The following is a 26,015-nucleotide window of genomic DNA, read 5'->3' on the forward strand; positions in this document are numbered from 1 at the left end:
CCCGCGCGGCGAACATGAATTCCGCCGGGAAATCGCCGCGCATTTGGCCTTGTCACGCGGCATTGAGTGCCAGCCCTCGCAGATCTACATCACGGCAGGATTCTCGGGGGCGCTCGGTATCGCGCTACTCGTGCTTCAGGCCCAAGGCCGCAAGGCATGGGTCGAGAATCCCGGATATTTGCTGAGTCGCAAGGCCCTGGAAATTGGCCAGATCACGACGGTTCCGATTCCCGTCGACGAAGAAGGCATTGACGTCGGCTTCGGCGAAACGCATGCGCCGGATGCCGCGTTGGCGCTGGTCACCGCGGGGCAACAGGCGCCGTTGGGTCCGACCTTGTCGCTCGCGCGCCGGCGGCAACTACTGGAGTGGGCGGCCCGGGCGCAGGCATGGATTATCGAAGACGACTATCTGGGCGAGCTGCAGCTGAAACGCCGCGCGGCGCCAGCGCTGGCGTCGCAGGATCGAGCGGGGCGTATCATTCACATCGGGACGTTCAGCAAGACCATCAGCCCGACGCTGCGACTGGGATTTGTGGTGGTGCCCCCCGCCCTGGTACCCCGCTTCGATGAAGCGGCAGCGTGCCTGTCTTCCGCACCGGGGCCGGCAGTACAGATGGCAATGGCCGAGTTCATGCGTGACGGGCATTACATGCGGCACTTGCGTCGCATGAAACGCATCTACGCGGGCCGCAGCCAGGCACTGATGACCGCGCTCGAGTCCAGGGGATTCGACGCCTATCCGGCTGGTCTGGCAGTGGTGGTTCGGCTCGCCGATGGCGCCGACGACAAGCGGATCGCACGGGAGTCCTATGCCTACGGGATCGCGCCCGCGCCGCTATCGATCTGGTACTGCTCCGAGTCCACGCAGCGCTCCGGGCTGCTGCTTGGCGTTGCGCCGGCGATCGAACAACAGATTCCAGCGGCCTGCGATCGCTTGCATCAGCTGATCCGCAAGTTGAGCTGATGCGAAAGCGCCGGCAGGTCGTGGGCCAGCTGGTACGCCATTTCTTCCGGTTTTTGGTACTTTTTTAACGACCAGTGAACGGACACAATGCCGTTCACGGCTGGCGCGTCACGTTGCGCTGAGCCATTTCTTTAAATCACCGCTGCACTGCGTCGCCACGCAGTCTTAGGAGGAATCGAGAAGATTTTCGTTGCAGGCGCCACCGGCGCCGTTGGACTGCCGCTGGTGCGCGTGCTCTGCGCGCAGGGTCATGAGGTAACGGGGATGACTCGCGCCGGCGCGGGTGCCGACCGTAGAATGCATTAAAAGTGTCACCTTTGCGACAATAAATGTGTCACCACGAGAGCGCGGGGGACCTCGGTGATCCGTCCGGTCCCTTAGCCGTCGCCCAGCCGGTCCGCCCGCGTGGGCCGTATTGAAAGCGTCACATGTTCGTCAGTAAAAGTGTCGCCGCCGAGGGCCGACGCGCCGCAATCCAGAAATCACATTCAAACTCAGTAACTTGTGGGACGCGAATTGTGCACAGAATCACGCCGGCACAAAGGCCGTGCCCACGGCTCCGCGTCAATGCGACGATTCCGGCGCGCCCATCGCTGCGGTACGCCCGTCGAAACGCCTCGACAACAGAAACGCAACCGACGCCGCCACGACCGGTACCAGCACCGAGCAACCGAATGCGGCGTGAAGCAACCCACGCTGCACCAGCGCGCCGGCAAGGAGCGATCCAAGACCGGAGCCGACGTTATAGGTCGCGCCGATCGACGCATTGGCCTCGTTGAAGTACGCCTTGTCGAACGTGAGCGGCACGCGAACGAACGCCGCGATGAACATCGGCGTCATCACCAGTCCCGCGACGAACGCGACGCAGCAGGCCACGGCGGCCGACGTCGTCCACAGCATCGGCAACGTGCAGAGCCCGACGAACGCCGGCATCGCTAAATACAGCTTCGACGCCGTCGGGTTCGACATTCTGAGCTTGCCGTAGACGAGGCCTCCCACGAGTCCGCCCGCCGACCCCAGCGACGCGAACACGCCCGTCAGCGACGCCGTGTAATGCGCGCTCGACCACGCGGCATAGGCGATCGCGCCGACACCCATCGTCAGCGAGAAGCCGAACATCGGCACGGCCAGCGCCAAACCGGGCTGCGTGAAAACGAGTAGCCGGCGCGTTCTGCGTTTCGAATCCGCGCTGCCGGCCGGTACATCATGAGTCTCGTCGAGCACGGCGCCGACCGTTGCACCGGCATATCGCGCGAATCTGAACAACAGGAACGTGCCGCCGCCTATCGAGATACCAGCCAGCAGAATCGCCCAGTCGGGACCGACCAGCGCCCAGACGGCCGACACCAGCAACGGCGTCAGCACGTAAATCCCTTCCTCCAGCAGCGAGTCCATGGCATGCAGCGCCTGACGCTCGCCTTCGTCGGATGCGATTCTGGACCAGATGGAACGTAGCACCACACTATTGAGCGGCGTCAATGCAGCGCCGACTGTCACGAGCGCGGCGCCGATCAGCTTCGCATGCGACAGATGGAGCACTGCGAAGCCGCCGGCCACACAGGCGATCGAGATGAGCGCGAACCTCGGCAGTGCGCGCCGCGCGCTATGACGATCGATATAACGGCCGCGCCACGGCGCCGTTGCCGACGTTGCGAACATGAAGCACACGGAAACGATGCCCGCCGAAAGATATCGGTCCCCCTGCACGAACAACGCCGTCAGCCCGAACGGCAACAAACCCGACGAAAAGCGGCCGACGCAAACCGCCAGCAGCAAGCCGACAAATCCGCGCTTCGCCAGCAGCGCCCGATAGGAAACCGAGGAGTTAGCCATGCGTCATTCGGCAATCAAAAGATGTTGCGTTGGGGATTCGAACACGGCGGCTTCGCTCCACGCCTGCAATAGATGCAGCGCTCTTTCGGTGACGGCCAGGTCGAGGCACGCATCGAATTCGTACGCTTCTATCGAAACCTGATGTTTATTCCGGCGCGGCGCGACCCGGCCGACGATCTCCGCGCCGGCCAGGATCGGCATGAAGTAGTGGCCGAAGGCGCGCTCATCAGCCCGCTTGTAGGCCTCAAGCGTGTACGCTTTGCCGAACAGCCGCTGCAGTCTTGGCCGATACCAGACGAGCGAATCGAACGGAGAAAGCGGCGTCACGCAGTCGAGTTTCGTCCTCGCCAGCGACTCTGCGCGCCGCGATAGCCATACGGGTTCGATCCACCCATCGACCGTCCCTTTGGGACAGTCGATGGCTTGAAGCGCGCGCTCGACCCTGTCCCGCCGAAGCCGGAAGTAATCGGCAATGTCGTCGGAGGTCGCCACGCCTAGCGCCTCGACGACTTCAGCGACGAGATGGTCAATGCAATCGTTGTCCGACGGCTCGAGCCTGAGCAACGCCTCGGGAATCGCCTTGCCCGTCAAAGCGTATTCGCGATGCGTACCGTTGCGTGTGGTCGACACGACTTCGCCGGTCCACAACAGCCATTCGGCGGCGATGCGCCATTGCGACGAGCGGTTCCAGCCCGTCCCAGTCCCCTTGGGCAGGTCTTTCACGGTAATCACGTCCCGCTCGCGCAGCAACGCTCGCAACGAACAGACGGTATCGGCGTCGACCGCCGGACCGCGCCAGCCTTTGGCCAGCAGATGCCGGCGCATGAATGCGAACCAGGGCCACATATCCAGCGGCAGGATAGCCATCGCATGGCCCGGATAGGTAAAGATTTGGAACGGGCTATCCGCCGTCAGCAGCGACTTCGCTCGTTCGAGTGGCACGCCGCGCGACAGGCAGACCAGTTCGTGCGATTCGCGGATCGCTTTCAACGGGTCGAGCTGAACGCACTTCACATGATTGAATACCTGTTCCAACGATTGGCTCTGGTGCTCGAATCCTTGGCTTGCAACCGCGATAGTCCGCGCAACGTCGAGTGTGAGGGTAGTCGGCACTGGGATGACATGCGTTATTGAACAATAAAAAAGGCGCGCGAAAGAGGCGGATCTTCAGCCGATCCGCCCTGCTTTCAGCCCAACGCTCTATATGGCTTACACGGCTGCCGTGTAGAGCGTGGTGGCGGCCGAACGCCCGGTCGCCTTCGACGGATCGAACATCGACACGCTGCACGGGCCGTGTCCGACACGGACCTGGTTATAACACTCTACCGGCAGCGGCGCCTTCAGATCGACGCCGTTCACATCGACGAACGTGACCGAGTGCGGGATCAATTTCAACGAAGGCATCGGCGCGCCTCCGGGACTGCGGGAGAAATTGGAGATCACCAGCACGTCCGCGTCCTGAATGATGCCTCGCGGCGCGGGTCCGACTTGGATATAGCGAATCACCGACATGCTGTCGATCGCGATGGCGGCGACGGCGTTAGTGCGCTCCAGCGTCGCGAACGCGACCTTGCCGTCGGCGGAGAACGCGACGGCGCGTGCGCCGCATGCGCCTTCGTCGCAATCGACTGGAATGCGATGGCTCACCTCGTCGGACGCGAGGTCGATCACCGGAATGTGGTCGGCAGCATTGCAGGCGACGAATGCATATCGGCCACCCGGTTCGATGTTGAGGCTGTACGGGTTCGAATTCTCGCCCAGGACGATCGTCGCGATCTGGCGGATACCGTCCACTTCGCCATGAGAAAGACCGGAAATATCGAGCTTCGCAATGTGCCCACCGCCCCAAATACTGACGTAAGCCGATTTGCCGTCTTTTGTAATCGCCATATGTCGCGGATCGGCGCCCACCGCGATTTGCGTCAATTCCTTTCGGGCTTGCAGATCGACTACGGATACGGTATCGGAACCGGAATTGGATACCAGTGCATAGCGGTCGCCCGGCACGATGCCGATACCGCGCGGACCAAAACCCACTGTAATCCGGCCGACCTCTTTATGCTCGAAAGCGTCGAGCTCGGAAATAGTATTGCCGCTCGTATTTGAAACGAAACCTCGCCCGTTTTGCGTAAACTTCACGGACCCCCGCGGCGCGTTGCCGACGCGGATTTGCTTGACGACCTCGTACACATGGCCCTCTTTGCGGATGACGGAGATGGTGCCCTGGTCGGTGTCCGTGGAATAAAATTCGACGCTCATTGCATTTTCCTTTCCTTGAATTGCGTTTATAAGATAATCATCGAGAAAAACGGAGGGCGAGCTTATATTCCGATATCACTCCTTTTGAGGATATTTGTTTTGCATAAAATTAGAATATACGAATCCCCTGATGGGTGGCCTAATATATAGGCCACCTCATCCGCCATTGAAATCACGGAGCATGGATTAGCCCACCTGTGTATTCGCAGGATAAAAGTAATTGATTAAAAAAGTTGCGTCAAACAAATTTTGACGATGTCAAACCCGTAAAATGGAAATTTTCGCTTTGGCGGCGTATCATCGAGCGGACGCAATAGCTGTCCGCTCGCACTCGTCGCAACGCTCGCGAAGGCGGCGATGAAGCACGAGGAACAGACACCGAATAGCGCAGGAACAGGCGGTGGTAATCACGGAGAAGATTGCGCGTCTTGTGCCGTAGAACAAAATAAAACTGTCAACCGTTGCGACAATAAATCTGTCACCCCGCGCCGGGCACCCGGCCCGGTGGCGGAGTGGCACTGGGATACGCCTATGGCAAGCACGTCGCCACCACCTACGAACTTCCCGTATCGACCCGTTGTAGTCCTTCGAGCCGCCATGTATCAAACGACGATTTCCGTTGTTGTCCTTCAGGCTGACGTTGCGAACGGCAGATAGTTGACATACTGCGGCCGGCCGGTGACGTAAATCGGCCATCAAATATCCAAAAATGAACTCCTAAGCCTCGACACCGCTAGCGCATGGGACGTGGCGCAGTGCGCAGCCTCGGCTTGGGCCCGGGCCGTCAGATACCGAACAAGTTGCGCTGAATCTGACGCAGATGCCCTGTCAACACCTCGCCAGCCTCATCTGCATCGCGGTCACGTAGCGCTTCGACAATCGCCCGGTGCTGTGCTTCGTACTCCTTGCGTCGCTCGGGCGTTAGCGAGTGGCGCTTGAGTCGCCCCCATTCGCCCTGTTCGCGAACTCGATTGGTCAACTCAAGCACTTTCAGGAAGAAAGTGTTGTGTGTCGCCAGCGCAAACGTACGATGCAACTCGCCGTCCCAGTGCTCGAATTCTTCTACCGTTTGCGCCGCTTCGGACCGCTCGATGCATTCCATCATCCGCGCGAAGTCGGACGACGTGGCGTTGCGCGCTATCAGCTTCGGCATCAGCGGTTCGATGAGAAGCCGCGCCTCCATCAGCTCAGCGGGGCTGGTCTGCGTTTCGGAAATCTCGTCGATGACGATTTCCGGCGGCGGCAATGCTTTCGCAGCACCGGGAAGCACAAAGGTTCCACTGCCCACAGACTGCGTAATCAGGCCACGGTCCTTCAGGTCCTGCAAAACGCGCCTCACCGCGCCGCGCGAAGCACCGAACTGCTCGCTCAATTGACGTTCAGCGGGCAGTTTGACGCCGTCACCCATACGGCCAGACGCAATCTCATCGTAGAGATACGCCGCCAACGCTCTCGCACCGGTCGCCCTCACTGGGCTTTTCGCCTCGACTTCTCCCATCGCAATGCTCCCCTGTTGCATTGACTAAATCTTACCACATCATGTACCAATTGGTTGATATTGTTGGTTAACCCCTACTTGCAAGAGGTCCAATATGGTTCTACAGTACATCATACGCAAACCAATTGGACTAACTTAGGAGCCAATTCATGAAACTCGCAAACCTCCATGTTGACAGCGCAGCGCTGATTGCAGTCGTGGATGTCGACAAATCGGTCTTCTGGCCAGTGTCGGCGTTGGTCCCGGATTTTAACCGCGATATGGTCCAATTGGTCCAGTCATTCAGCCAGTTCAAGGGAGACCTTCGCCCGCGCGGCGAAGGCCGTCCGCTGAGCGACGCCACCGTACTTGCGCCTATCGACCAGCCGCGTCGCAATATCTTCTGCGTCGGCAAAAACTATCACGAGCACGCGGCCGAATTCCAGAAGTCGGGTTTCGACAGCAGCGCCAAGGACGGCGAACACGCCCCGGAAGCGCCCGTCATCTTCACCAAGCCGGCAAGCACCGTCATTGGACCGGGCGTCAAGATTCCCCGCCACGTCGGCGTCACCAGCCAGCTCGACTACGAGGCGGAGCTTGGGGTCGTTATTGGCAAGGCAGGCCGTGGAATCAAGAAGGCGGACGCAATGGAGTACGTTTTCGGCTATACCGTAATCAACGACTTTACGGCCCGGGACCTGCAAAAGCTCCACCGCCAATGGTTCATCGGCAAGTCGCTCGACGGTTTCTGTCCGATGGGACCTTACCTTGTCACCGCTGACGAAGTCGACGGCCAGAACGTTGACGTGAAGTGCTGGGTGAATGGCGAACTGCGCCAGAACTCGAACACCAAACAGCTAATCTTCGACATCCCGACGCTTATCGAGACGCTGTCCGCTGGTATCGAACTGCAACCGGGCGACGTCATCGCAACCGGCACACCGGCGGGCGTTGGTATCGGCTTCAACCCGCCGAAGTTCCTGCAAAGGGGTGACGTGGTTCGCATCGAAATCGAGAACGTCGGCGTGCTGGAAAATGAGGTGGGTGAATGACAACGACTCTGGTCAAGAACATCGCGGTCGAAGTCGACGGCGATGGACAGGCGGTAGTCTGTATTCACGGCCTCGGTGGTTCGTCGAATAACTGGACCCCAGTTCTTTCCGCCTTCGAGGGTATGAAAGTCGTCCGTCCCGAGCTGCCCGGTAGCGCGCGTTCGGCGCTCCCTTCACAACCGCTGTCCATCGACCTGTACGTCGCGACGTTAGCTGCTGTGCTGGGCGAACTAGGCATCTCGAAAGCGCACGTCGTCGCACACTCGATGGGCACTATCGTCGCCCAGCATCTGGCCATCAAACACCCCGAACTCGTGAAGAGCCTGGCGCTGTTTGGGCCGCTGCTTGCCCCTCCGGACCAGGGTCGCCCGGGCATTCAGGCTCGAGCAGCGCTGTCGCGAGAGAAAGGCATCGCGGGCGTGCAGGAAATTGCCGACGCTATCGTCAAGGGTGCGACGAGCGCTGAGACGAAGGCTCAGCGTCCAGTCACGGTCGCACTGGTGCGGGAAAGCGTGATGCGCCAGTCGCCGGAAGGCTACGCGCAAAGCTGCGAGGCACTGGCAGGCGCGCAAGCAGCCGAAGTCGAAAAGATTTCCGTACCGACGTTGCTGGTCACCGGTGATGAAGATGGTGTGGGTCAACCGGCCGCGGTAAAGGCAATTGGCGAGCGCGTCGCTGGAAGCAAGGTCACAGTCCTCTCAGGCTGCGGTCATTGGACGACCTTCGAAAAGCCCGCCGAATGTGCCGCAGAGCTCAAGGCCTTCTACAAGTCAATGCAGTAGGTCCCCCACCTATCGGAGGAGACATGAACAGAATCGCTTTTACCAACGTAAACATTTTCGACGGCACTGGGGCCGACCCGTATATCGGCGAAATTCTGGTCGAAGATAACCGGATTACCCGTGTAGCAAAGAACGGCGAGAGGGTGAATGCAGCTGGCGCGCACACCATCGACGGGCGCGGACGGTTCATCATGCCAGGCATGACCGAGGCGCACACCCACTTTTCGTGGAATGACCAGCCCTCTTTGTCGGCAATTCAATTCATGCCGCCGGAAGAACACATCCTGTGGTGCGTCAGGGTGGCAAAGCGCTATCTCGAAATGGGCTTCACGTCTGCGCTCGGCGCTGCTGCCGCGAAGCCGCGCCTGGACGTCGTGTTGCGCAATGCAATCAACGCCGGCGAGTTCCCTGGGCCGCGGTATCTGGCCGGCAGCCAGGAAATTACGACACTCGGAGGTCTGGGTGATAACACGTTGCCTCATCTGCCGTTCCGTGAACTGAACTTCGGTGAGGTTGTCAGCGGGACAGAAGAAGTGCGACGTGCTGCGCGCATGTTCATCAAATACGGCGTTGACCAGCTGAAAATCAACCTCTCAGGTGAATACATCGCAGGTATCCCCGCAGAAGTCTCGCCCTTCTCCGAGGAAGAAATAGCGATGCTGGCTGCGGAGGCGAAACGCGCAGGCAAGCGAGTTGCCGCTCACGCCCGCTCGAGCGAATCGGTCAAGCAGTGTGTCCGTCACGGCCTGGAGCTGGTCTTCCACGCAAGCTTCGCGGACGAAGAAGCGCTCGACATGCTCGAAGCAAACAAGGATAAGCACTTCGTGGCTCCCGGCATTGGGTGGCTTGTCAGCACGCTGTATCACGCCGAGAAGTGGGGCATCACGGAAGAAGTCGCGACCAAAATGGGGTACGCGCGCGAACTCGAAATCGCATCGGAGACGCTCACCAAGATGCACAAGCGTGGCATCCGGATTCTCCCGGGCGGCGACTACGGTTTTGCCTGGATGCCACATGGCACGAACTCCCGTGACCTCGAGCATTTCGTGAAGTACATTGGCATGACGCCGAAGGAAGCACTGTTGTCGGCAACCAGCCTAGGCGGCGAACTGATGATGCAACCGGACAGCATCGGGAAACTGGCGGCAGGGTATTACGCAGACATCGTTCTGGTCGACGGCAACCCGCTTGAAGACCTGAAAGTGCTGCAGGACCCAGCGAAGATTTCCCTGGTCATGAAAGACGGTGAGCTTATCAAGAGCTGCTACGACATGAAGGCGCCGGAGGGTGCCATCCACGTCACCGGAGGCAACGAGCCTATGAGGGATGAAGGCGTCAAGAAGGCAATGCACGCCGAATCCCGCTGAAGTCCCGCCGGGATATTCACTCCAGTCCCGGCTGTTTCCCTGAAAAAATGGAGCCAGCTCTGGCTATACGTTCGGCGTGGGCGTACGAACGTACTTCTAGTTCTACTGGACGGGGTAGCCCTACGAGAGTCACGGGATGAGGGAGCGGCGGGCCCGCTCTCGCAAACTTAAGCCAATCTCCTTGGCCCGTGCAGCACCCGGAGCGTTTGAAAGTGGCGCTTTGAGACTCACATCTCCCTCAGCCCCCGTGAGACATCGACGGTCGTCGCAAAAGGGCTCCATTGCCGACGTTCAAAATGCATACGCGAACGTCCCCTCATGGCCGATTGGGTGAGGTCGCCAACGGCCGCTTAGCGGCACTCTAGTTTACAAAATCTGGATTTGGCTGACTGACCGGTTTGGAGAAAGTTGTCTGACCGGAGTGGGTCGCGAAGCGCCTCTCGCTTCGCGACCTACCGCGCGATTCGCAGGCGCATTCTGCAGCAGGCGCGCGTGTAAGGTACGCCCCACCCCATAACCCGTTACCTATACTGGGGAGATGCCCAATTCCTCAACACCACGGTCGTTTCCCGGCACCCCTTCTCTCCCCGCGCTGCGTGAGCGGTTGAAGTTTTCTCGAAAAATCGAAGCAAAATCGATATATGAAGATAAGTCTTCTTGCATTGATGGCAGTCTACGCCGCCTTGCTTGCCGAAAGTACCGCACACGGGGCCACGAGCATACCGATCCCTTTCCCGCGGCGCCTTCTTTGCCTCGTCTGATGGCTTTCGCGAGCCGCCGTCTCAGAGCGACCACTCCCCTTCTTGAGCAAGCGAGGAATCCTGCCGTTGGAACGGTCGCAGCACTCTGGAATCTGACGGACTTGCTACGCGCCCAATTCGGCCATTGCGGACGCTCAGATGTCGCCGTTCGTAGGGCAGCTTCAGGTCGCTCTTCAGCCATCCATAAACGTGTGACCACGAATGTCAGCTCTCACTGCGGTCGGATGAGTACTATCGATCCTGAGTCACTCAGCCCCAACGGCCACTTTCCCATGTTCAACGGCCACCCAGCGCGCACTTGGCAGGCGTCGCGCTGGGCCAGGACTGCCCATCGAGAATCTCCGATTGCGTGACCGCTTTACCGCGCGGACAGCGCATTGGTCGATCGCAACGGCGAACACTTCACTAGAGGTCGATATGTGCGGGCGCGACAGCCCCAAATCCTCGCCTAGTAGATAATGCCCACACTCGCAAGATTGGGAGATTCACAGAGGCCCAAACTTAAGCATGTCATACATGCACACGAGCTTGTGGAAATTGGTTGCGACGTTGGTTTTTGAGCTGTTCATCAAAGAGATGTTTTGCGTTAAGAACTCATGAAGCTGTTGCGGCTTCAAAGCCTTTTCAGGCAACAATCCGGCGTAGTTAACAACCGTTTCAGAGTCACTTTGCTTCGCGTAAGAAGCGAAGTCTTTGCTGTATGCGGCTATCGCGTCAGCAGTACTTCGACCGACGCTCGTCGGGCGGAAATCAGAAATGATCTTTTTGCTTGCCTTCGATACCCGTGGTCCGATCTGACTTGCATCCCACTTGGGTGTGCCTTGAGCGGCTTGAAGATATTTGAAGACCGGGACGTACGGAGTCTTTTTTAACAGTTCCGGCAAAGTATCGCGCACAATCAGATCTGCGCGATAGCTTCCGTCGTTGAAAAGCACATCCCTAACAATGTCAGGGCGGCTGATCGCCGTGTAACCCTTGTCGCGTAGCCGCTCTTGAATACCCACACCGATTGCAACCTCAATCGCACTTACGTCGGTAGAGTCATCGATGTCTTTCACGTATACACGTTCGCTGGGCGTCGTAGTATGTACAAGGTCAAAAACCTGCTGCTTGAGAATACGGAGAATCTTCGCCGGAATCTTCCGCTTAATCTTTGTGAGCGCAGCGAGGACGTTCGCCATATCGAAAGTCGTGACCTGAAACACAGGCAATGACCTCCCGTCGCTGGACAAGATTGTTCGCTCGAACCTGTCCTCTGTACTGTCTCGGTCCCATTGCACAAAAATCAATCGATCGGCGAGCTTTTTTACGTTCCCTGGCGACAGACAACCGATCACCGAATGAATGATGTCGAGGATGTTTTTATCGGTGAGCGAATACCCGAGGAATACGATAGGATTCTCGACAAAGAACGTCAGTAGTTTCGAGGCGAGGTAGGGATTGCGCCGATGAAATTCGTTGTAGTCAGAAGACGTGAGGACCAGTGAATTCGGATCGTCATACGAGCCATGGATCTTATAAATCTCGCCGATCCCTTGGATCTGCGCAAACAACAACTCCTCTTGACCAACATATACTTTGTAGTCGGGGAACAACGCCTCCAACAATCCGTCCCAGTTAGTAGTCACGATGCCGTCGACCACGACCTGCCTAAAGAGTTCAAGCTCAGATAGCAGTGCAGCATCCGCGGTAACCATGCCCGCCGAAGTGATGTACTTGGCTATTTCGAACTTCAAGGCCGACTCGTCATTACCTGCCTGCTTTGAAAATTGGTCACGAGAATCCTTGTATTTTTTTTCCTTCCACCATTTTGGATGGAACTCCTTGGCCATGGCAGACGCCAATGCCGGTAGATCACCGTTTGCGCTGCTGCTCAGAAAGCCATAATCAAGGTCATGTAGCTCGCATTGCTTCTCCAAAAGCCCCTGCCAATCTTCCAACCCGAGGTAGCGGCGCGCTATACCTGAACCGACAAAGAGATAGGGTGGCGATGCGAACTTTTTGAGATGGGCTTCGATCTGGTCTGTCAGACTCATTATTGGCACTCGACGGTTTCTGGTCTCGGAATATTGCTAGGGAGCATATTAACAGTGCCGGCACGCGGCGGTAGGGAGAGCACCACTACTGATTCGCCTACTCAAGCGATCACGCGAGTGAGGCTGGGCAGGCGCAAGCTATGGCAGAACTACGAATTACGCGCGGCGCACCCGTAAAGTACTCCCATAGTGCAGCTACGGCTGATTTTCCTGCTCGCTGAAACGCAGGTTGTGGCCGATCTTCGCCCCACGGCTATACGCACCGCGATTGCGAGTTGGGCGAGTCGATGCAAGAGGCATAAAGCGGCCCTCTTCCGCCGTTTGACCGCGATCAATCGCTATGACGACTCCAGAGATGCAACAGGCAACTTGCGGAGGTATTGGCTGGCGAATCTTCGCAGCCGACGCAATGGTCGGTGCAACACGCTGTAGCCTGCGCGAGAACGCCATCATCATAGCCTGCCGAAAAGGCAGCGTTCCTATCTGCAGCGACGTCCGAATCCGGCGGCGGCCGGGGGCCGCCCGCTCGAACGATTAGTCAGGCGTCAGTTTGGTGGAGCGGCTACTCATTCACAGAGATCGCCCGAAAGCTGCCTTCGACGATTTCAACATCCGGTCCGTGGAGACTCGTCGAACTGGTGCTCTCGGCCATGAAGCGACGCTCATCCGCGACTTCGCCTATTCACTAAGACGTCGGCTCCGCCTAGGAAACGGCCGCTAGATTGGCGAAGGCGCACATTCTTTCACCCGCGCGGTTGTTGATGAAGTCGTATACGATAGCTCTTGCTTCTCCTTCGAATATATACAAACGCTCAATTGTGTCCATTATTTCTCGGTTTCTTTGGTGCCTTGCGAGTCTTTGTAGCGGACGCAGTCCTCGCGGCCCGTCGTTGTCGCTGTTGACCCACATTGAGCACAAGGAAAACGACCTTTACCTCACCGAAGTCCGCCCTGTACCGCGCCACAAACCCCGGTGGTCGAGAATCGTTATGAGGAATTGGCTCACGCCCAAGGTAGCCAAAACCCGGAGGGCTGGCTGTCTCGGCCGACGTCTCCAAGAACTGCATGAGCGCGTGCTTGTCTTCGATATAGGCGTAGGTAAGATGAAAAAAGATCCTTGGATTTCCGTAACCAAGTAGCTTCTGAAAATGACTTTCCAAGTCCGCCTTCATCACATCTTGAGTAAGCGGCTTGTCACAAACTATCGCTTCGATCAGGGCAAGCACGGAACCACCCCAGGTAACGAGAAGATCCCGCTCGCCCGGATTGCCTTTAGCACTGAAGCCGCCTTTCGACTGGTCTCCGACCGACCATCCCAGAAATTGAATGCGCGCCGCCAACAATTGCTGAATAAAGGCGGTCAGATCATCTTCAACGGCGTCAATCTGGACACCTTTCATCATCGGGACGAGAGATACAACGGCGTCGGCTGCAGCTCTGACGTAGTCGACCAGCAGCGCTTCGAACGGATCCGCCTTCCGTTGAAGCACTCTGGCTTGGTCAGAGGGATTCATCGTCCGGAATCTCGCAATCGCAGATGCAACGTTGTCCACGAGATCCTCATAAACTGAGACGTCGGGTGCCGAGAGAAAGGCTGCCCCGTTTGCAATGTGACTTCGTGATGCCGCAAGCACCGGCGTCCTTCCCAAAGTGTGCTCAGCGACATCCAGCGCTGCGGTCGCCTCCGACTGCCGTCCCAACCTGGCAAGCGCAACTGCACGATACGCTGCGGCAGTATCTTGCAAACGAACCAAGTTCGTGGCTGATAGTACGGCAAGAGCTTGCCCTGGTTCGGCCAGCGCGAGCAGCAGCAACGCACGATTGCATTCCATGGCCTCATCTGTAGAGCCCGCTGGAAGCAGTGCCGTCATCCGTTCCACTTCTGCAATCGCCTTTTGCCCCTTGCGGATTTGTTCGCCCTTCAACAGCCCGAAATTATCTGCCTGAAGCAACTCACTGATCTCGGCCGCGAACCAGTTGGTTGCGAAGCGCAGGGACGAACGCTTGTCGAATAACTCCGCGAATAGCGTTTTTGCCCAAGCGGGATTTGGGTTGGGTCCCTTCAGTGCAGCAAGCGCGCGAAATTGCATTAAGGTCTCAACCGCCGCGGCCTGCTCAAAAGGCGCTGGGAAAATTGGATCAGCCGTGGACGCAATTGCCGCCCAGTCCTCACGTAGAAAATCGAGGCGGAGCTGGTTTTGAAAGCGGATGAGTTCGCGTCCGGCGGGCTTCCCAAACGTCTTGAGTCCAACCTCGGCCTTCATATAACTTTCAGCAGCGTCTGCGGCACCAGCAGTAAGCAGCTCGTCAATGCGGGCCTGCATCTCCGGAAGCGAATGAATCGCTCCTGCGTCGATCGGTGCGAGCGCTGCAATTCGCTGTTGAATAGAGTGGCGGAGATTGGGAGGACTTCCCGAAAGCAACTGTGCCAGCATGAGGGGCTCGTCGGTTTCGAGAATCGCTGCCAGTAGAGTCTCCTGTCGCGGTCGGTCGACAAACGTCAGCGCCGCGGAGAGGTCAGCGGCAAGCGGCCGGTCGGAGACCGACATTGCAACATGTTTCTCGAAACGCGGGGCGAACGCGGCGATGCGCCCTTTCTCCTTATGTTGTAGTGCAGCTGTCCGGACTGCAGTGACCAAGGCGTCAAACAGGTCGGCGGGTATGTCTTCCGTTCCACCGACAGCCGCGCGGCACAGAATCCGGATGTGCGCTCGCAATGAACGTCCGATGGCATCCGCAACGACAAACTCATTGTCGTCCGCAGTCACAGCGGACAACCGCGCGCGCACGTCCAGCGGATAGAGGAACTGCGCTCGTAGTGCCTTCGTCCGGTCAGCCATGCGAGCAAGCGCAGCCGCACCAGCTGCCCCAATCCTGTGAGCTGACAGCCAATAGTTGTCTGTAGCGATGGAGTGTGCATAGGCGGCTATAACGGTCTCAGCATTCACCTCTCCTTCAAGACCACCAAGGTCAGAAAGATCGAGGACAGCGGCAAATTCAGACGTCCCAACACCCCTGCGCAAGTCCGGCCCATCGAGCGCCTGCGTCATCGCAAGTAGAACGGTTTTGGTACAGCTGGAGAGCTCTCGACGGAAGGTTCCAATCAACAGATCCGCGCCAGCGATATCGTCGATGAAACCAGGACCGGCCCGACCATGTAGCCAGTTGAGCAATGCTGCCGCCTCGCCAGCGTTCGTCCTTCCGGTGCGCAGATGTTCTCCTAGTATGGAAACCGCGTCCGCAAATGCCTCGGCTTGGTCAATCTGGATATCGCGTTCCACCAGGCCGCGGTCCCATGCGCCGGTCGGCGACCTCCACTGGGCGATCATGAGGCAAGCGAGGGCTGAGCTTGGAGGATGAATGGCCAAGTCTGCGAGCAGTCTCGGGCAAGCCTTAACCCGAAATAACAAATCAATGAAGAGCTCGGCTCGTTCGACAGCCAAATTGACAATCCGACCCGCTACCGGGTGCGGAGCGGGCGAATTGTCCTCAACATCTGCTTCTGCAAGGAGCAGCTTGGCTAGACCGAACAAATCCCCGCAGACGTTCAGAGAATCGTAGGCGTCGGCCTCGATTGGCTGAGATTGCGCCCAAAGTGCTTTATCCACCAGCGTATCGGGCGGCTGTGGAAATCGAGAGTCAGCGATAGCCGCCTCCATGTTGTGCGCCAGCGCCGCTTGCTTCGCATAGAGGTTTCGCGTTTCCATCCAGCCATAAAGACCCGGGTCGGTCGCAATTCTATGAAATGCTGCCTCCCGAAACGCCTTGGCATCCGTTGGGCTCCAAACCAAGCCAGGAACGAGTGATGGATATTGTAGTAGCCGCCACAGATCCATCCACCGGCGAAGAGCACGATCCTGCGTGGCCTCCTGCGCTAAGGTCTCTTCCCAGAGGCGGGCGGCGATCCAATCCGGCGTTCGAGTGACGATCCTAGGCGATTCGGTACGCTCTGCCTCGATGGTTTCGACCAGATCCGCAAGCTCGGGAGCCGACCGGATGCTGGCACAAACTTCGTATCGGCAATCGTAAATGCTGGAAAGCAGAGTCTTACGGGCGTCCATCACGCCCGCTGGAGCCTGCATTACGGCCAACCGTAGATCTCGACCCATTTCGACGCGGTCCCAAATCCGACGTAACCAACCCGAATTGGCCAAAGCCAAGAGGTCGGCAGGCTCGTTAGCGCTCGGCGTGGCCTTGGCATAGTTGTCTTCTGCAATTGACCATTCTTTGTTTGAAGAAATCTTCAAATTTGTCAGCAACTTCAGGACAAGCTCGTCCGGTGTCACTCTCAAGTCCGGATCAAGAAATCGATGCTGCTGAACGACGCGGAGCTTGGCGGCGAAGCGATCCCGCAGAATCCGTCGCGTCTCACTTGGAACATGGTTGAAACTAAGGAAGCGAGGCATCGGTTGAGTCCATCTATAAGTGATTAACGCTCAATCAATATGGTAGCGATAGCAAAGCAGAGCCCCGTGTTACGGCGAGCAAAGCGAAGGTCTGCTGTTCGGAGAGTGCAAGACATATGGTCATTTCGAGACAAAGGACATTGCCAGAATGCGCGAGCTCGCTGAGATGTTCCCGGGGGCTATCCTCGTCTTCAGTACTCTGAGAGACGCACTGACCGCGAAGGAGATCGCCTCAATTGGCAAGCTTGCGAAGTTCGGGCGAAGGCACTGGAAAGCCGAGCGCTCTATCAACCCTGTTCTAATCCTCACCGGTACTGAACTGCTGGGTTGGAATCGCCCCCCCACTGTTGGCCTGAAGCGCAGCGTGCAAGATTCGCTCACGTTCACGGATTACTCGCCCTCTGTGATGCGACTCAGCAACTGTACCTGAACCTGCCGCCGCTGCATCAGGAATGGCAGAGGCGCTCGGAACAACGGAGGGCGCGCCGGAAGACACCTCGCGAGGCTGAGTAGATTACTTAACCCCAAATCTTCTAGCGCGGCGTTGGGTGCCTAGGTGTCGGTAGAAATGCGACGATATTGCCGCAACGCTAGCCGTCGAATATGGCGAGGATGTTCGAGCGGCCAGCGCGCCCACATCAGGCTTCGCTGGCTCTCGGAGTAATAGATCCTCGGTCGCTGTTTCATTTGCAACACCTCCGCTGCTCACGCAGGTTGTAGTGTGTTGCATCGACCGGTTGAATCCGCCGCCGGCTAGCGCCCGACGACGGAGCGCGGCTATCGTCTCGGGGTGGTATCTCATGCAAACGGCATAATGCGAGCTTCGCCGCGCTACGTTAACGCTGAGCATCCTGCTTAATGAAGTTGCTCGGAACTTCATGAATATGCACCTACCGGGTGAACCGGGGCCGGCTGGACGGACGTCACCGTCCAACCGGGCCAGTCCCGGGAAGTTAATGCCGATGGCCTTCCCAACTCCCAAGGGGCTGTTTTGCCCCAAGCGCTGGAAGCGGCGTTGGTTGACAAGCGATTGCGCGAGGACGTTGCGTTCAAGTCCTTCGCTATGAAACCAATCCCGCGGTGCGAACTCCGGCACCAGCGGCTTGATTCGCATTTCAAGGTCAGAGAGGCTTGCAATGTCGATAGAATGCTCGCCCTCGGCATAGACGTCGACTACGCCACCGTCTTTGCCGCGGGCCCATTCGTCCCATATACGTGGATACCAATGCTGCAACGAACAGTACGACCCCTTAGCCGGGCTAGAGTTTGCCGTAGGAAACTCTAGCGTTTTCGCATACTCCTGCATTTCATCCATGGTGGAATGGCGACTGCGAATGAATGACGCGACGTCGAAGTGCTTAGGATCGTGCGGCCATTGCCGTCGCTCCTCGACGAGGAACTCAATCACCACCCTCCGGAATGACTCCTCCTGCAAAAATTGCTTCGGGAGCGGAAGTACGTTCCTACCAGTGGCTCGAAGATTCCAGAGATCAACGACGTCTTCGACGCTGTTCGCATCCATGAAAAAGATACATGCGTGTCGTCCATAGTTCAAACGGCCTTGATTGAGAAGGCCCCATGCCGTAATTCTTCGTGGGAAAAGGACGTCCTGCCCGGTAAGTTCCGGAAACGATTCCGCCGTAACCGGTGGTCGCTCGATGTCCAGCGGCTCACCGTAATGGCTGGTTATTGCCGACAGAATGCCGTCGCCGTATTCGCCATATACGCCTGCCCAAAACAGTCCCAGCTTATTCGGAATAACTGGAACAACGACTTTTGTGGGATACTTTGACTTGTACTTGAAGCATTCCTTGTAAATCGCATCGAGCAGTGTGAATGTGCCAATACCGTAGGTGGGTTCGCCCAAGGCTTGCGCCCGCCCCCACATTTCTTCCGGCTTTATAATCGGGAGTCGCGTATCGGTGATATAAGCCGGAAGGCTTCCAGAAAACTGTACTAGGATGTCTGGATCAAAGGCATCAAGGTAGCCGCGCACCACGTCACTTGAGGCAGGAAGCGACAATGGCCGTTCGCGCCAACTCGCTGGCATCCGCTTGAAGAGCGGGATGATCGGAAAATAGACCCCTCCCCACAGACTACTGGCGAGACGGATCGCTTCACGAACCTGCGATGCGCTATTGGGATCAACCAGGAAGGCCAACTTGGTCGGTCGAATCTTGATGTCAACGGTGCCACGCATATGATCAAATTGTATTTTTTTGCGATGACGAAGTTTAACAAGTGTGCGGGAAGTACGTTGGCGCGTCGTCCGGCCTCTGCCCGCGTTGGGCTGGTTCAACGCGCCCGTATTTAGAATGCACCACGCAAGAATTTACGTGAACAGTAGACAAAAAATTGCGAACCACCGAGGTGCCTTAGGAACGCCCGATCGGCTTCGAAAAACGCATAGAGTCAAAGATATCCAAAGCAGCGAATCCCACAGGCAGAAATCATTCGGAGATCGGACGCTCGAAGACGGCACGCCGAAACTCCACTTGGGATCGAACGTGTGAGTTCGCAAATGCAGGAAGCTGACGTCGGGCTGCTCAATGCAACCAATGTCTGCAATCCTCCACGTTGCTGACGTAGAACCCGGCGCGCCTCAATATTGGCTATGGCCGACAACTCGCCGCCCGGGACGCCGCTCAAATGCCCCTTCCCGTCTGCGACCTGCCTAGCCGTCGTATTGCGTCTCAAGGCAGTGATGCGTCGATCCGCCTTCCGCGCTGCCCACCAGCACTCATCCGGCGTGCCTAAAGGCGGTTACCTGGAACGAGGTGGGCCGGTTCACACGGGCGGCCGCCGGCGTCAGTTCGCCTCCCTCTGGATGCCAGATAGACCATAGATGCGTTTGCGATAAGTCGCCTTAACAAAACCGGGCTGCACCTGTAGCGAAGCGCGCATGTCGAGCCGACGGACACGATCCACGAGCTGTGCGCGGCTCACGCCCGGCCAGGCAACCGAGATCAGCCGGCCGACCGCCGAAAGAACCGATTCCGGTGGAGAGTCAGCCAGCAACGCCAGTGATACAAGCTCGAGACGGTGTGCCATGGGGTTCGAGGCACGCGGCTTTGTGTCCGCGCCCCCTCACGGAAATACTCGGACGTCACACTGATTCAAAGCGACGCACAAAGGATCCTGAGTGATCAGTCGTAGAGGGCCACCAATGAAACGTGGCCAGCATGTCGCTCCACCAGCTACGACTGTATCGCCCCGTTACGCTGCTGCGACTTCAGGCGTGGCGGCAGCCCCAACTGCGGCCGGTGCCTTTTTGGCAGCAACCTTGCGCGGTGCCGAAGCCTTTTTCCCGGGTGCTATGGCCTTGCGTCCACGCACACCCTTTGCCGGAACAGCCGCTGCCCGGCCAGCCTTTTTCGTGCCTACCGCCGTCTTCGCCGCCTTTTTAGCCACGACACGCTTCGCGGCAGCCTTCTTCGCAGGAGCCGCCTTCTTTGCGGGAGCCGCCTTTGCGCCAGCATTCTTTGCCGTTGCACCGGCTTCAATCAGGAATTTCGAGCGATCCTTGACATCGCGGATCCAGAGCGGCGCAAGGCCACGGCCCGACCACGTCGCGCCCGTTTTCGGATCCGCGTATTTGGGCGCAACGTGATGCACGGCCGCACGCGGGGCTTTTGCTGCTGCCTTTGCACCCGTAGCCGCCGGCTTGCGACCGCGTCGTTTACCAACGAAGCCTTCAATATCAGCGACAGTCAGTCCATGCTTTTGCATCAGCTCACGGATTTTGGTCAGGCCCACCGACGACTGCTTTTCGGCAATCGCTACTGCCTGCTTCTGGAGTTTTGCAATTTTCGAGTTGATTGCGTCCAAGGTAACCATTGTCTATTCCTCCCTGTGGGGTTTACCGTCCATGCGATCCTGGAACTTCCCTGGCTTATTTCCCAGGCACTTCGAAGTTCGGTCTGCCCGTCAGAATTGACGCCATCGTCGCGGTCGTGATTATGACTTCATCAGTACGCTCGTGCAAATTGAATGCACGGCGCAAAACGGATTGAAGGTCACCGGAGATTAAAAATAGACTCACGCCTGAGTTGTCTGCGCGTAGCGGAACCGCTGTTTTCCGCTCGCACGCTACCTTGCTGCGAGGTGTTTAATTCCCTGCTAACGCACCACGTGCCCGCGCATCAGTGTTCGCATAACCGATGATCCGGTCTGTTGCGCACACACGATCGTGCGCGCAACACACGACGACAGAAGGTACGCAAGCATACGAGGCGTCGTTTCCCGATTGCCTTATACTGTTTGAAAACGCCGTCCGCTAGCTTGGACACTTCCCCCGTGCCGCTCCCAACAAGACGTTGGTCAAAACACCACCACCTTCTTCGCTGCGTCAGCACGGGGGCACCAAGTCGCGTGGTATCCTGGCGGCACGCGATTTGGAATCATCTGTCCAAAGACAGTTCATTGCGCGGAGAATACTGAATGGATGAAAGAGTGCGACGTGAAAGTCGCATAAGGAATTGTCATCGCTACACGAGATGACCTGCTGTTCCACCAGCAGTAGCCTACCAACACGGGCGTGGGGAGTAATTCCTGGGTCTGAAGCTGTTGGGACAATGCACCTTCTCTTCGGAGTGGTCGAATCCGCGAGGATAGACAACGACTGTTAGCACCACTACGGTCGGAGGGCTAGGCTTGGAGGTATGGTTAACGCATGTGAACTATCGATAGAACTGTCGTCATCATTGAGGAGCCAAAGGTGCTTGCGGTATCGGGCTCTGACCAAAATGGTATGTAATCGAGTCTGCTCTCCGTCTTTCTGGGGGCACGTGGATCACACGGTTACCGGCGGATAGATAGAACCTAACCCTCTGTGTTTCTTATGCGGAACACGGTAAGCCCGTACCCCCGCCATGGGCACAGTAGTCGCCCGGACTGGCAGGTCAACCGTAAGGAAGGCTGTTGGGAGGACGGGTATGAGATGTCGGAAAAAGCGAAGGCCGTCCTGTAATGGGTCAGATAGAGGTTGAAATATCACCTCCAGGGAAACCGGGCATCACAGCCAGGCATACTGGGCAGACTTCCGACTGGTCTCCAATCACGAGAAACCTTCTAGAACCTCTATCAAGGAGAAAAGCAAATGAACGCTGATGCTTTGGCGTGTGCGTCTCCTGCGAAGGAGGTGACATGGCACCAGATCAACTGGTCCAACTGTCACTCCAACGTACGGAGGCTGCAAGCACGTATCGTGAAGGCAACACGGAACGGTAGGTGGGGAAAGGTGAAAGCCCTACAGCACCTGCTGACCAACTCATTTAGCGGCAAAGCTGTCGCCGTTAGACGAGTTACGGAAAACCGAGGCAAGAAAACCCCGGGCGTCGACGGCACAACATGGTCGACACCGGATGCCAAAGCCAAGGCCATCCCAAGCCTGAGAAGGCGCGGATACCGTCCGCAGCCGCTGCGCCGGGTCATGATTCCGAAGGCAAGCGGGGGTACACGTCCCCTTGGTATCCCAACAATGAAAGATCGGGCCATGCAAGCGCTTCATCTGCTGGCCCTGTCCCCGGTAGCCGAAACGACCGCCGACCCAAGTTCCTACGGGTTTCGGCCGGAGCGTAGTTGTGCCGACGCTATCCAACATTGCTTCCTGATCTTCCGCCGAAGAAACGCGGCTCAGTGGATTCTGGAAGGGGACATCAAAGGCTGCTTCGACAATATCAGTCATGACTGGATGATCGCCAACATCCCTACGGACAACGTGATTCTACGGAAATGGTTGAAGGCCGGGTACGTTGAACAGGGTAGGTTGTTCGACACCGACGCCGGCACCCCTCAAGGCGGCATCATTTCCCCGGTGCTGGCTAATATGACGTTGGATGGGTTGAACGCCCTCCTCCCAAAGAAACTGTTTGGGCGGGCGCGGCTGTCGGCCCAGATCAACGTTGTACGGTATGCGGATGATTTCGTCATCTCGGCGCGTTCCCGCGAGTGGATCGAGACCGAGATCCTGCCAAAGGTCACCGCTTTTCTGGCGGCCCGCGGTCTGACTTTGTCGGCAACGAAGACAAAGATCACGCATATCGACGACGGATTCGATTTTCTTGGTCAGACGGTCCGGAGATACAACGGTCAGCTCCTAATCAAACCATCGAAAGAGAGCATGAACAACTTCCTTCGAGAAGTACGGACGGTCATCAAGGGCCATCGTTCGGGAACCCAAGCGGCACTCATTAAACGGTTGAATCCGATGATTACCGGTTGGGCGAACTATCATCGAGCGGTGGTTTCCAAGAAAATCTTCAGTCGCGTCGACTCGGAAATTTGGCATATGTTGTGGCGCTGGATCAAGCGTAGGCATCCCGGTAAAGGTAAGCGGTGGATGGTTGCGAAGTACTTCCGTCGCAAGAATCACCGGCACTGGGTTTTCAGCTGCGCCGAGTCACAACCGAGCGCCGATCGAACCGTCAATCTGCGGAACATGGCAGACACGAAGATCGAACGCCACACAAAGATCCAGCAAGAACGCAACTGCTACGACCCGAAGGATGAGCAATACTTCGAGCAGCGTCTCTCCAGCAAGATGTGGAAATCGCTGGAGGGACGTAAGCAGCTGATTCGGTTGTGGATGGCACAGGGGGGCGACTGCCCCGTTTGTTCGCAGAAACTTGCGGACGACAAGACTTGGGACAGCCATCATATCGTTCGCCGGTCTCTCGGCGGGTCGGATGGAAACGCCAACCGCGTGCTCCTGCACCCGAACTGCCATCGGCAGGTTCATAGCCAGGGTATCACCGTCGTAAAACCGGCTCCCGTTAAACGGAGCTTTATGGAGGCTTGAGCCGTATGCGGGGACAACTCGCATGTACGGTTCTTAGGGGGGAGATGGTCAGCAATGGCCGTCTCCTACCCAATAAGCGCGAAAGCATCGTGGCCTATCTGCGGCGACGGATGGCCGAATTTGAAATCAAACCGGAAGACATCGCCACTTCAATTGCGGCAGATCAGGAGCGGTTGCGAGCAGTGCGTTTCCGCGACGCTTCCGGAAACACATGGGATGGTAAAGGTGCCCCTCCACAATGGGTGGTTCAGGCAATCAGCGCCGGACAGTCTCTCGAGCATTTTGCAATTGATCCGGCACCGACCCAGGTCCCGGGCAAGCGCACCGGCACCGACTGGCGCAATGACCCGTTTGCTGGGACCAGACTCGCAACAATCACGACAGAGGGCGTTGGCGTCGCTTGAGTGCCGCCCCGCTCAAGCGCCGAATGGTCGCCAAAGCCAACGCACGAGCTTTTAGCTCGTCAGACGTCGCCTGGTGCTGATATGACGAATGAAATCCAAGGGATCACCGGCTCTCGTGCAGGATCTGCAGACTGAGTTAAGCATCCGCATATGGCCTCCCCTAAACGACATTCCTCACGCGCTTCGAAGGCAGCCGGGTTAATCGAACACAGGATCTGTGCGTTGCATTCTGCTGCCGAGCATCGCGCGACGGCTACGAGGAAGCACTATTCGATATACCAGGAGACGGGCCAGTAGGCGGACGGACTGCAACCGCGTCACAAGGCGCAGGTCCTGGGTCTTCGCCCCTATCGGGCGAAGAGGATCAGCCCAATCGTGGCAAGACCCCCGCATAAGCCGAGCGCGGTGATGACGAGCGAAACGATAGCCTCTTTGCCCCGCGCTTGCGGGAACATCCAGTTAGCGAACTCACTGATTTTTGATGCCATGATTAGCCGACGCTCCGGATTTGACAGATAGAACCCGTCGGTCCGACGGTGGGTGATCGTTCGGTTTTGACAATGCACCCGCAGTTTCTTCATTTCCGCGGCGTCAGAACCGTTCGCTGCGCGCGACTTGCCGTCTCTGAAACTTCAGGTGAACGCGTATGCGTTCGCGCGGGCGTCGTGCAGCGCGTGGTGATCGCTCAGGCCTGTGTTCATAAAAAAGCGCTCTTTCTCAAGGTCACAGATCCGGCGATAGACGTTTTCAGTTTTCCAGCCTGTCGGCATGCGACCGCCGATCAGGCGTTCGAGCAGCCGGAGATCGCCTTCATAGTCGAAGCACAGAACGGGCTCGGGCCTGAGTGGCACCTGGGCGAGCCACGCAAGCACTTCTCGGGAGACCTGACGTAACGGCATGGCACGACCGGGTGGTATGCCCAACTGCGGCAGCACAGTTGCACGCACGAAGTCGCTGCACAACGCACGATCGAAGTCGGATACTTCCGCGTAAAACTCGCGGCGGTCTTCGCCCACGATCGCCAACGAGATCAGTTGGCAAGCTTCAAACGACGTGAACTCGGTATCAAGGAAATAGCGTGTCCTCCATGGGCTGCGTGGAGCGGTCATAGACGTTAGCCTCCTGTTCCTTTGAAGGGGCTGCCAGGTGTTTCCAATGAGAGTGACTTGGGCGCCGTCTCAAACCATCCGGTATTCGCCAAGCGGCAGCCCATGCTCCTCCACATAGGCGTTGGAGTACGCAATTGCATCCGCGTTCTCCTTCAGCCAAAGCTCGGCACGCCTGTCAGCAACGGCCCGTGCAAGTCCGGCCTCTGCCGCCTGCGACACATCAACGCCGAGGGCTTTCGCTTCAGCGAGGAGCGACCCGGCCAGCGATACAGTCATCGATTTCTTCAAATGGGTGTCATCCGCCGCCATGGACCATCTCCTTACAGATTTCCGAATATGCGCGAAAACGCCCCTGCACGAAGCGAGCATCTCGACACGACGCGCCTATTCGTCTCTGCCCGCGGAATGGGCAGGGCAGCGCGTCATCATCCAGCCATTCTTGCTCACCAGTTCTCCCTTGTTGCCGCATACCTCACAAATCCGGCCGGTCATTGTTTCGGCAAGCTCGATCATGGCACGCTGGCGGTCGTCTGCCCCGTCCGCATAGAAGCGCAGAACCCCGAATTTTTCCTTGACCTGCACCGCGACTACCTGCGGCGCGCCTGCGGACGTGGTCGCGTGCTGAAGGTTCAGGGCTAGCTAGATAGCGTCAAGCAGGATGGCCGGTTTACCGACAATCATTTTGGCCGGTCGACCGGGGTGATTGTCGGTGGTTATTCGGTCATGGTTGTCGCTCCTTCCTGATGATTGTCGCTGGATGATTGTC

At 57.8% G+C, this 26,015-nt stretch carries 19 protein-coding genes; 8 read left to right on the forward strand and 11 right to left on the reverse strand.

Annotated features, from left to right (window positions below):
* Positions 1-964: PLP-dependent aminotransferase family protein (locus AB4Y36_RS39530; protein WP_368685837.1), on the forward strand; the 964-nt coding region annotated here is incomplete at its 5' end.
* Positions 965-1,528: 564 nt separating this feature from the next.
* Here the strand turns inward: AB4Y36_RS39530 and AB4Y36_RS39535 are convergent.
* From AB4Y36_RS39535 to AB4Y36_RS39550, 4 genes are all read right to left on the reverse strand, one after another.
* Positions 1,529-2,797, reverse strand: coding sequence for a transporter (locus AB4Y36_RS39535; protein ID WP_368685838.1), 1,269 nt, complete (start codon positions 2,795-2,797; stop codon positions 1,529-1,531).
* Positions 2,798-2,800: 3 nt separating this feature from the next.
* Positions 2,801-3,832 carry a crosslink repair DNA glycosylase YcaQ family protein gene (locus AB4Y36_RS39540; RefSeq protein ID WP_368685839.1) on the reverse strand — a complete coding sequence of 344 codons (1,032 nt, stop codon included), beginning with the start codon at positions 3,830-3,832 and terminating at the stop codon, positions 2,801-2,803.
* Positions 3,833-4,006: 174 nt separating this feature from the next.
* Positions 4,007-5,056 carry a YncE family protein gene (locus tag AB4Y36_RS39545; RefSeq protein WP_368685840.1) on the reverse strand — a complete coding sequence of 350 codons (1,050 nt, stop codon included), beginning with the start codon at positions 5,054-5,056 and terminating at the stop codon, positions 4,007-4,009.
* Between the two features lie 784 nt (positions 5,057-5,840).
* Positions 5,841-6,554 (reverse strand): FadR/GntR family transcriptional regulator, encoded by a 714-nt coding sequence (locus tag AB4Y36_RS39550; RefSeq protein ID WP_368685841.1) that lies wholly within the window; start codon positions 6,552-6,554, stop codon positions 5,841-5,843.
* Between the two features lie 149 nt (positions 6,555-6,703).
* Here AB4Y36_RS39550 and AB4Y36_RS39555 point away from each other — a divergent pair, with 149 nt between their 5' ends.
* The 3 genes from AB4Y36_RS39555 to AB4Y36_RS39565 are packed head-to-tail and all read left to right on the forward strand — an operon-like array spanning position 6,704 to position 9,734.
* Entirely contained in the window at positions 6,704-7,585 is an 882-nt protein-coding gene (locus AB4Y36_RS39555; RefSeq protein WP_368685842.1) for a fumarylacetoacetate hydrolase family protein, read from the forward strand.
* Positions 7,582-8,367: an alpha/beta fold hydrolase gene (locus AB4Y36_RS39560; RefSeq protein WP_368685843.1), complete on the forward strand. Its 786-nt coding sequence runs from the start codon at positions 7,582-7,584 to the stop codon at positions 8,365-8,367. The genes AB4Y36_RS39555 and AB4Y36_RS39560 overlap by 4 nt, the downstream gene beginning before the upstream one ends.
* 23 nt (positions 8,368-8,390) lie before the next feature.
* On the forward strand, positions 8,391-9,734 hold the full coding sequence (locus AB4Y36_RS39565; protein ID WP_368685844.1) for an amidohydrolase family protein: 1,344 nt from the start codon (positions 8,391-8,393) through the stop codon (positions 9,732-9,734).
* A gap of 1,246 nt (positions 9,735-10,980) precedes the next feature.
* Here the strand turns inward: AB4Y36_RS39565 and AB4Y36_RS39570 are convergent.
* Positions 10,981-12,531, reverse strand: coding sequence for an SIR2 family protein (locus AB4Y36_RS39570; protein ID WP_368685845.1), 1,551 nt, complete (start codon positions 12,529-12,531; stop codon positions 10,981-10,983).
* A gap of 812 nt (positions 12,532-13,343) precedes the next feature.
* The gene (locus tag AB4Y36_RS39575; protein ID WP_368685846.1) at positions 13,344-16,937 is read right to left on the reverse strand and encodes a hypothetical protein; all 3,594 of its coding nucleotides are present in this window, start codon (positions 16,935-16,937) and stop codon (positions 13,344-13,346) included.
* A 148-nt stretch (positions 16,938-17,085) separates the two neighbouring features.
* On the opposite strand from AB4Y36_RS39575, the gene AB4Y36_RS39580 reads away from it, so the two are divergent.
* Positions 17,086-17,367: a hypothetical protein gene (locus AB4Y36_RS39580; RefSeq protein ID WP_368685847.1), complete on the forward strand. Its 282-nt coding sequence runs from the start codon at positions 17,086-17,088 to the stop codon at positions 17,365-17,367.
* Between the two features lie 84 nt (positions 17,368-17,451).
* Here the strand turns inward: AB4Y36_RS39580 and AB4Y36_RS39585 are convergent, their stop codons facing one another.
* From AB4Y36_RS39585 to AB4Y36_RS39595, 3 genes are all read right to left on the reverse strand, one after another.
* The gene (locus AB4Y36_RS39585) at positions 17,452-19,236 is read right to left on the reverse strand and encodes a hypothetical protein (RefSeq protein ID WP_368685848.1); all 1,785 of its coding nucleotides are present in this window, start codon (positions 19,234-19,236) and stop codon (positions 17,452-17,454) included.
* A 509-nt stretch (positions 19,237-19,745) separates the two neighbouring features.
* Positions 19,746-19,988, reverse strand: a complete 243-nt coding sequence (locus AB4Y36_RS39590; RefSeq protein ID WP_368685849.1) for a hypothetical protein — start codon at positions 19,986-19,988, stop codon at positions 19,746-19,748.
* A gap of 165 nt (positions 19,989-20,153) precedes the next feature.
* Positions 20,154-20,774, reverse strand: coding sequence for an H-NS histone family protein (locus AB4Y36_RS39595; RefSeq protein ID WP_368685850.1), 621 nt, complete (start codon positions 20,772-20,774; stop codon positions 20,154-20,156).
* Positions 20,775-22,035: 1,261 nt separating this feature from the next.
* Here AB4Y36_RS39595 and ltrA point away from each other — a divergent pair.
* Both ltrA and AB4Y36_RS39605 read left to right on the forward strand, forming a co-directional pair.
* Positions 22,036-23,736, forward strand: coding sequence for a group II intron reverse transcriptase/maturase (gene ltrA / locus AB4Y36_RS39600; protein WP_368685851.1), 1,701 nt, complete (start codon positions 22,036-22,038; stop codon positions 23,734-23,736).
* 44 nt (positions 23,737-23,780) lie between these two features.
* Positions 23,781-24,140 carry an H-NS family nucleoid-associated regulatory protein gene (locus tag AB4Y36_RS39605; RefSeq protein ID WP_368685852.1) on the forward strand — a complete coding sequence of 120 codons (360 nt, stop codon included), beginning with the start codon at positions 23,781-23,783 and terminating at the stop codon, positions 24,138-24,140.
* Positions 24,141-24,772: 632 nt separating this feature from the next.
* On the opposite strand, the gene AB4Y36_RS39610 is transcribed toward AB4Y36_RS39605, so the two are convergent.
* A complete protein-coding gene (locus tag AB4Y36_RS39610; RefSeq protein WP_368685853.1) occupies positions 24,773-25,249 on the reverse strand; it encodes a hypothetical protein in 477 nt (158 codons plus the stop codon).
* 69 nt (positions 25,250-25,318) lie between these two features.
* Positions 25,319-25,558: a type II toxin-antitoxin system CcdA family antitoxin gene (locus AB4Y36_RS39615; protein WP_368685854.1), complete on the reverse strand. Its 240-nt coding sequence runs from the start codon at positions 25,556-25,558 to the stop codon at positions 25,319-25,321.
* 27 nt (positions 25,559-25,585) lie between these two features.
* Between AB4Y36_RS39615 and AB4Y36_RS39620 the strand changes: the two genes are divergently transcribed.
* Positions 25,586-25,888, forward strand: a complete 303-nt coding sequence (locus AB4Y36_RS39620) for a hypothetical protein (RefSeq protein WP_368685855.1) — start codon at positions 25,586-25,588, stop codon at positions 25,886-25,888.
* Positions 25,889-26,015 lie beyond the last annotated feature (127 nt).

Source organism: Paraburkholderia sp. BR10936, from assembly GCF_040965735.1.
GTDB lineage: Bacteria > Pseudomonadota > Gammaproteobacteria > Burkholderiales > Burkholderiaceae > Paraburkholderia > Paraburkholderia nodosa_A.

Excerpts from the sequence above, each read along its gene's own strand:
- AB4Y36_RS39535 (WP_368685838.1), bottom strand. The coding sequence starts at position 2,797 with ATGGCTAACTCCTCGGTTTCCTATCGGGCGCTGCTGGCGAAGCGCGGA.
- AB4Y36_RS39545 (WP_368685840.1), bottom strand. The coding sequence starts at position 5,056 with ATGAGCGTCGAATTTTATTCCACGGACACCGACCAGGGCACCATCTCC.
- AB4Y36_RS39550 (WP_368685841.1), bottom strand. The coding sequence starts at position 6,554 with ATGGGAGAAGTCGAGGCGAAAAGCCCAGTGAGGGCGACCGGTGCGAGA.
- AB4Y36_RS39555 (WP_368685842.1), top strand. The coding sequence starts at position 6,704 with ATGAAACTCGCAAACCTCCATGTTGACAGCGCAGCGCTGATTGCAGTC.
- AB4Y36_RS39560 (WP_368685843.1), top strand. The coding sequence starts at position 7,582 with ATGACAACGACTCTGGTCAAGAACATCGCGGTCGAAGTCGACGGCGAT.
- AB4Y36_RS39565 (WP_368685844.1), top strand. The coding sequence starts at position 8,391 with ATGAACAGAATCGCTTTTACCAACGTAAACATTTTCGACGGCACTGGG.
- AB4Y36_RS39570 (WP_368685845.1), bottom strand. The coding sequence starts at position 12,531 with ATGAGTCTGACAGACCAGATCGAAGCCCATCTCAAAAAGTTCGCATCG.
- AB4Y36_RS39575 (WP_368685846.1), bottom strand. The coding sequence starts at position 16,937 with ATGCCTCGCTTCCTTAGTTTCAACCATGTTCCAAGTGAGACGCGACGG.
- AB4Y36_RS39580 (WP_368685847.1), top strand. The coding sequence starts at position 17,086 with ATGCGCGAGCTCGCTGAGATGTTCCCGGGGGCTATCCTCGTCTTCAGT.
- AB4Y36_RS39590 (WP_368685849.1), bottom strand. The coding sequence starts at position 19,988 with ATGGCACACCGTCTCGAGCTTGTATCACTGGCGTTGCTGGCTGACTCT.
- AB4Y36_RS39595 (WP_368685850.1), bottom strand. The coding sequence starts at position 20,774 with ATGGTTACCTTGGACGCAATCAACTCGAAAATTGCAAAACTCCAGAAG.
- ltrA (WP_368685851.1), top strand. The coding sequence starts at position 22,036 with ATGAACGCTGATGCTTTGGCGTGTGCGTCTCCTGCGAAGGAGGTGACA.
- AB4Y36_RS39605 (WP_368685852.1), top strand. The coding sequence starts at position 23,781 with ATGGTCAGCAATGGCCGTCTCCTACCCAATAAGCGCGAAAGCATCGTG.
- AB4Y36_RS39610 (WP_368685853.1), bottom strand. The coding sequence starts at position 25,249 with ATGACCGCTCCACGCAGCCCATGGAGGACACGCTATTTCCTTGATACC.
- AB4Y36_RS39615 (WP_368685854.1), bottom strand. The coding sequence starts at position 25,558 with ATGGCGGCGGATGACACCCATTTGAAGAAATCGATGACTGTATCGCTG.
- AB4Y36_RS39620 (WP_368685855.1), top strand. The coding sequence starts at position 25,586 with ATGCGCGAAAACGCCCCTGCACGAAGCGAGCATCTCGACACGACGCGC.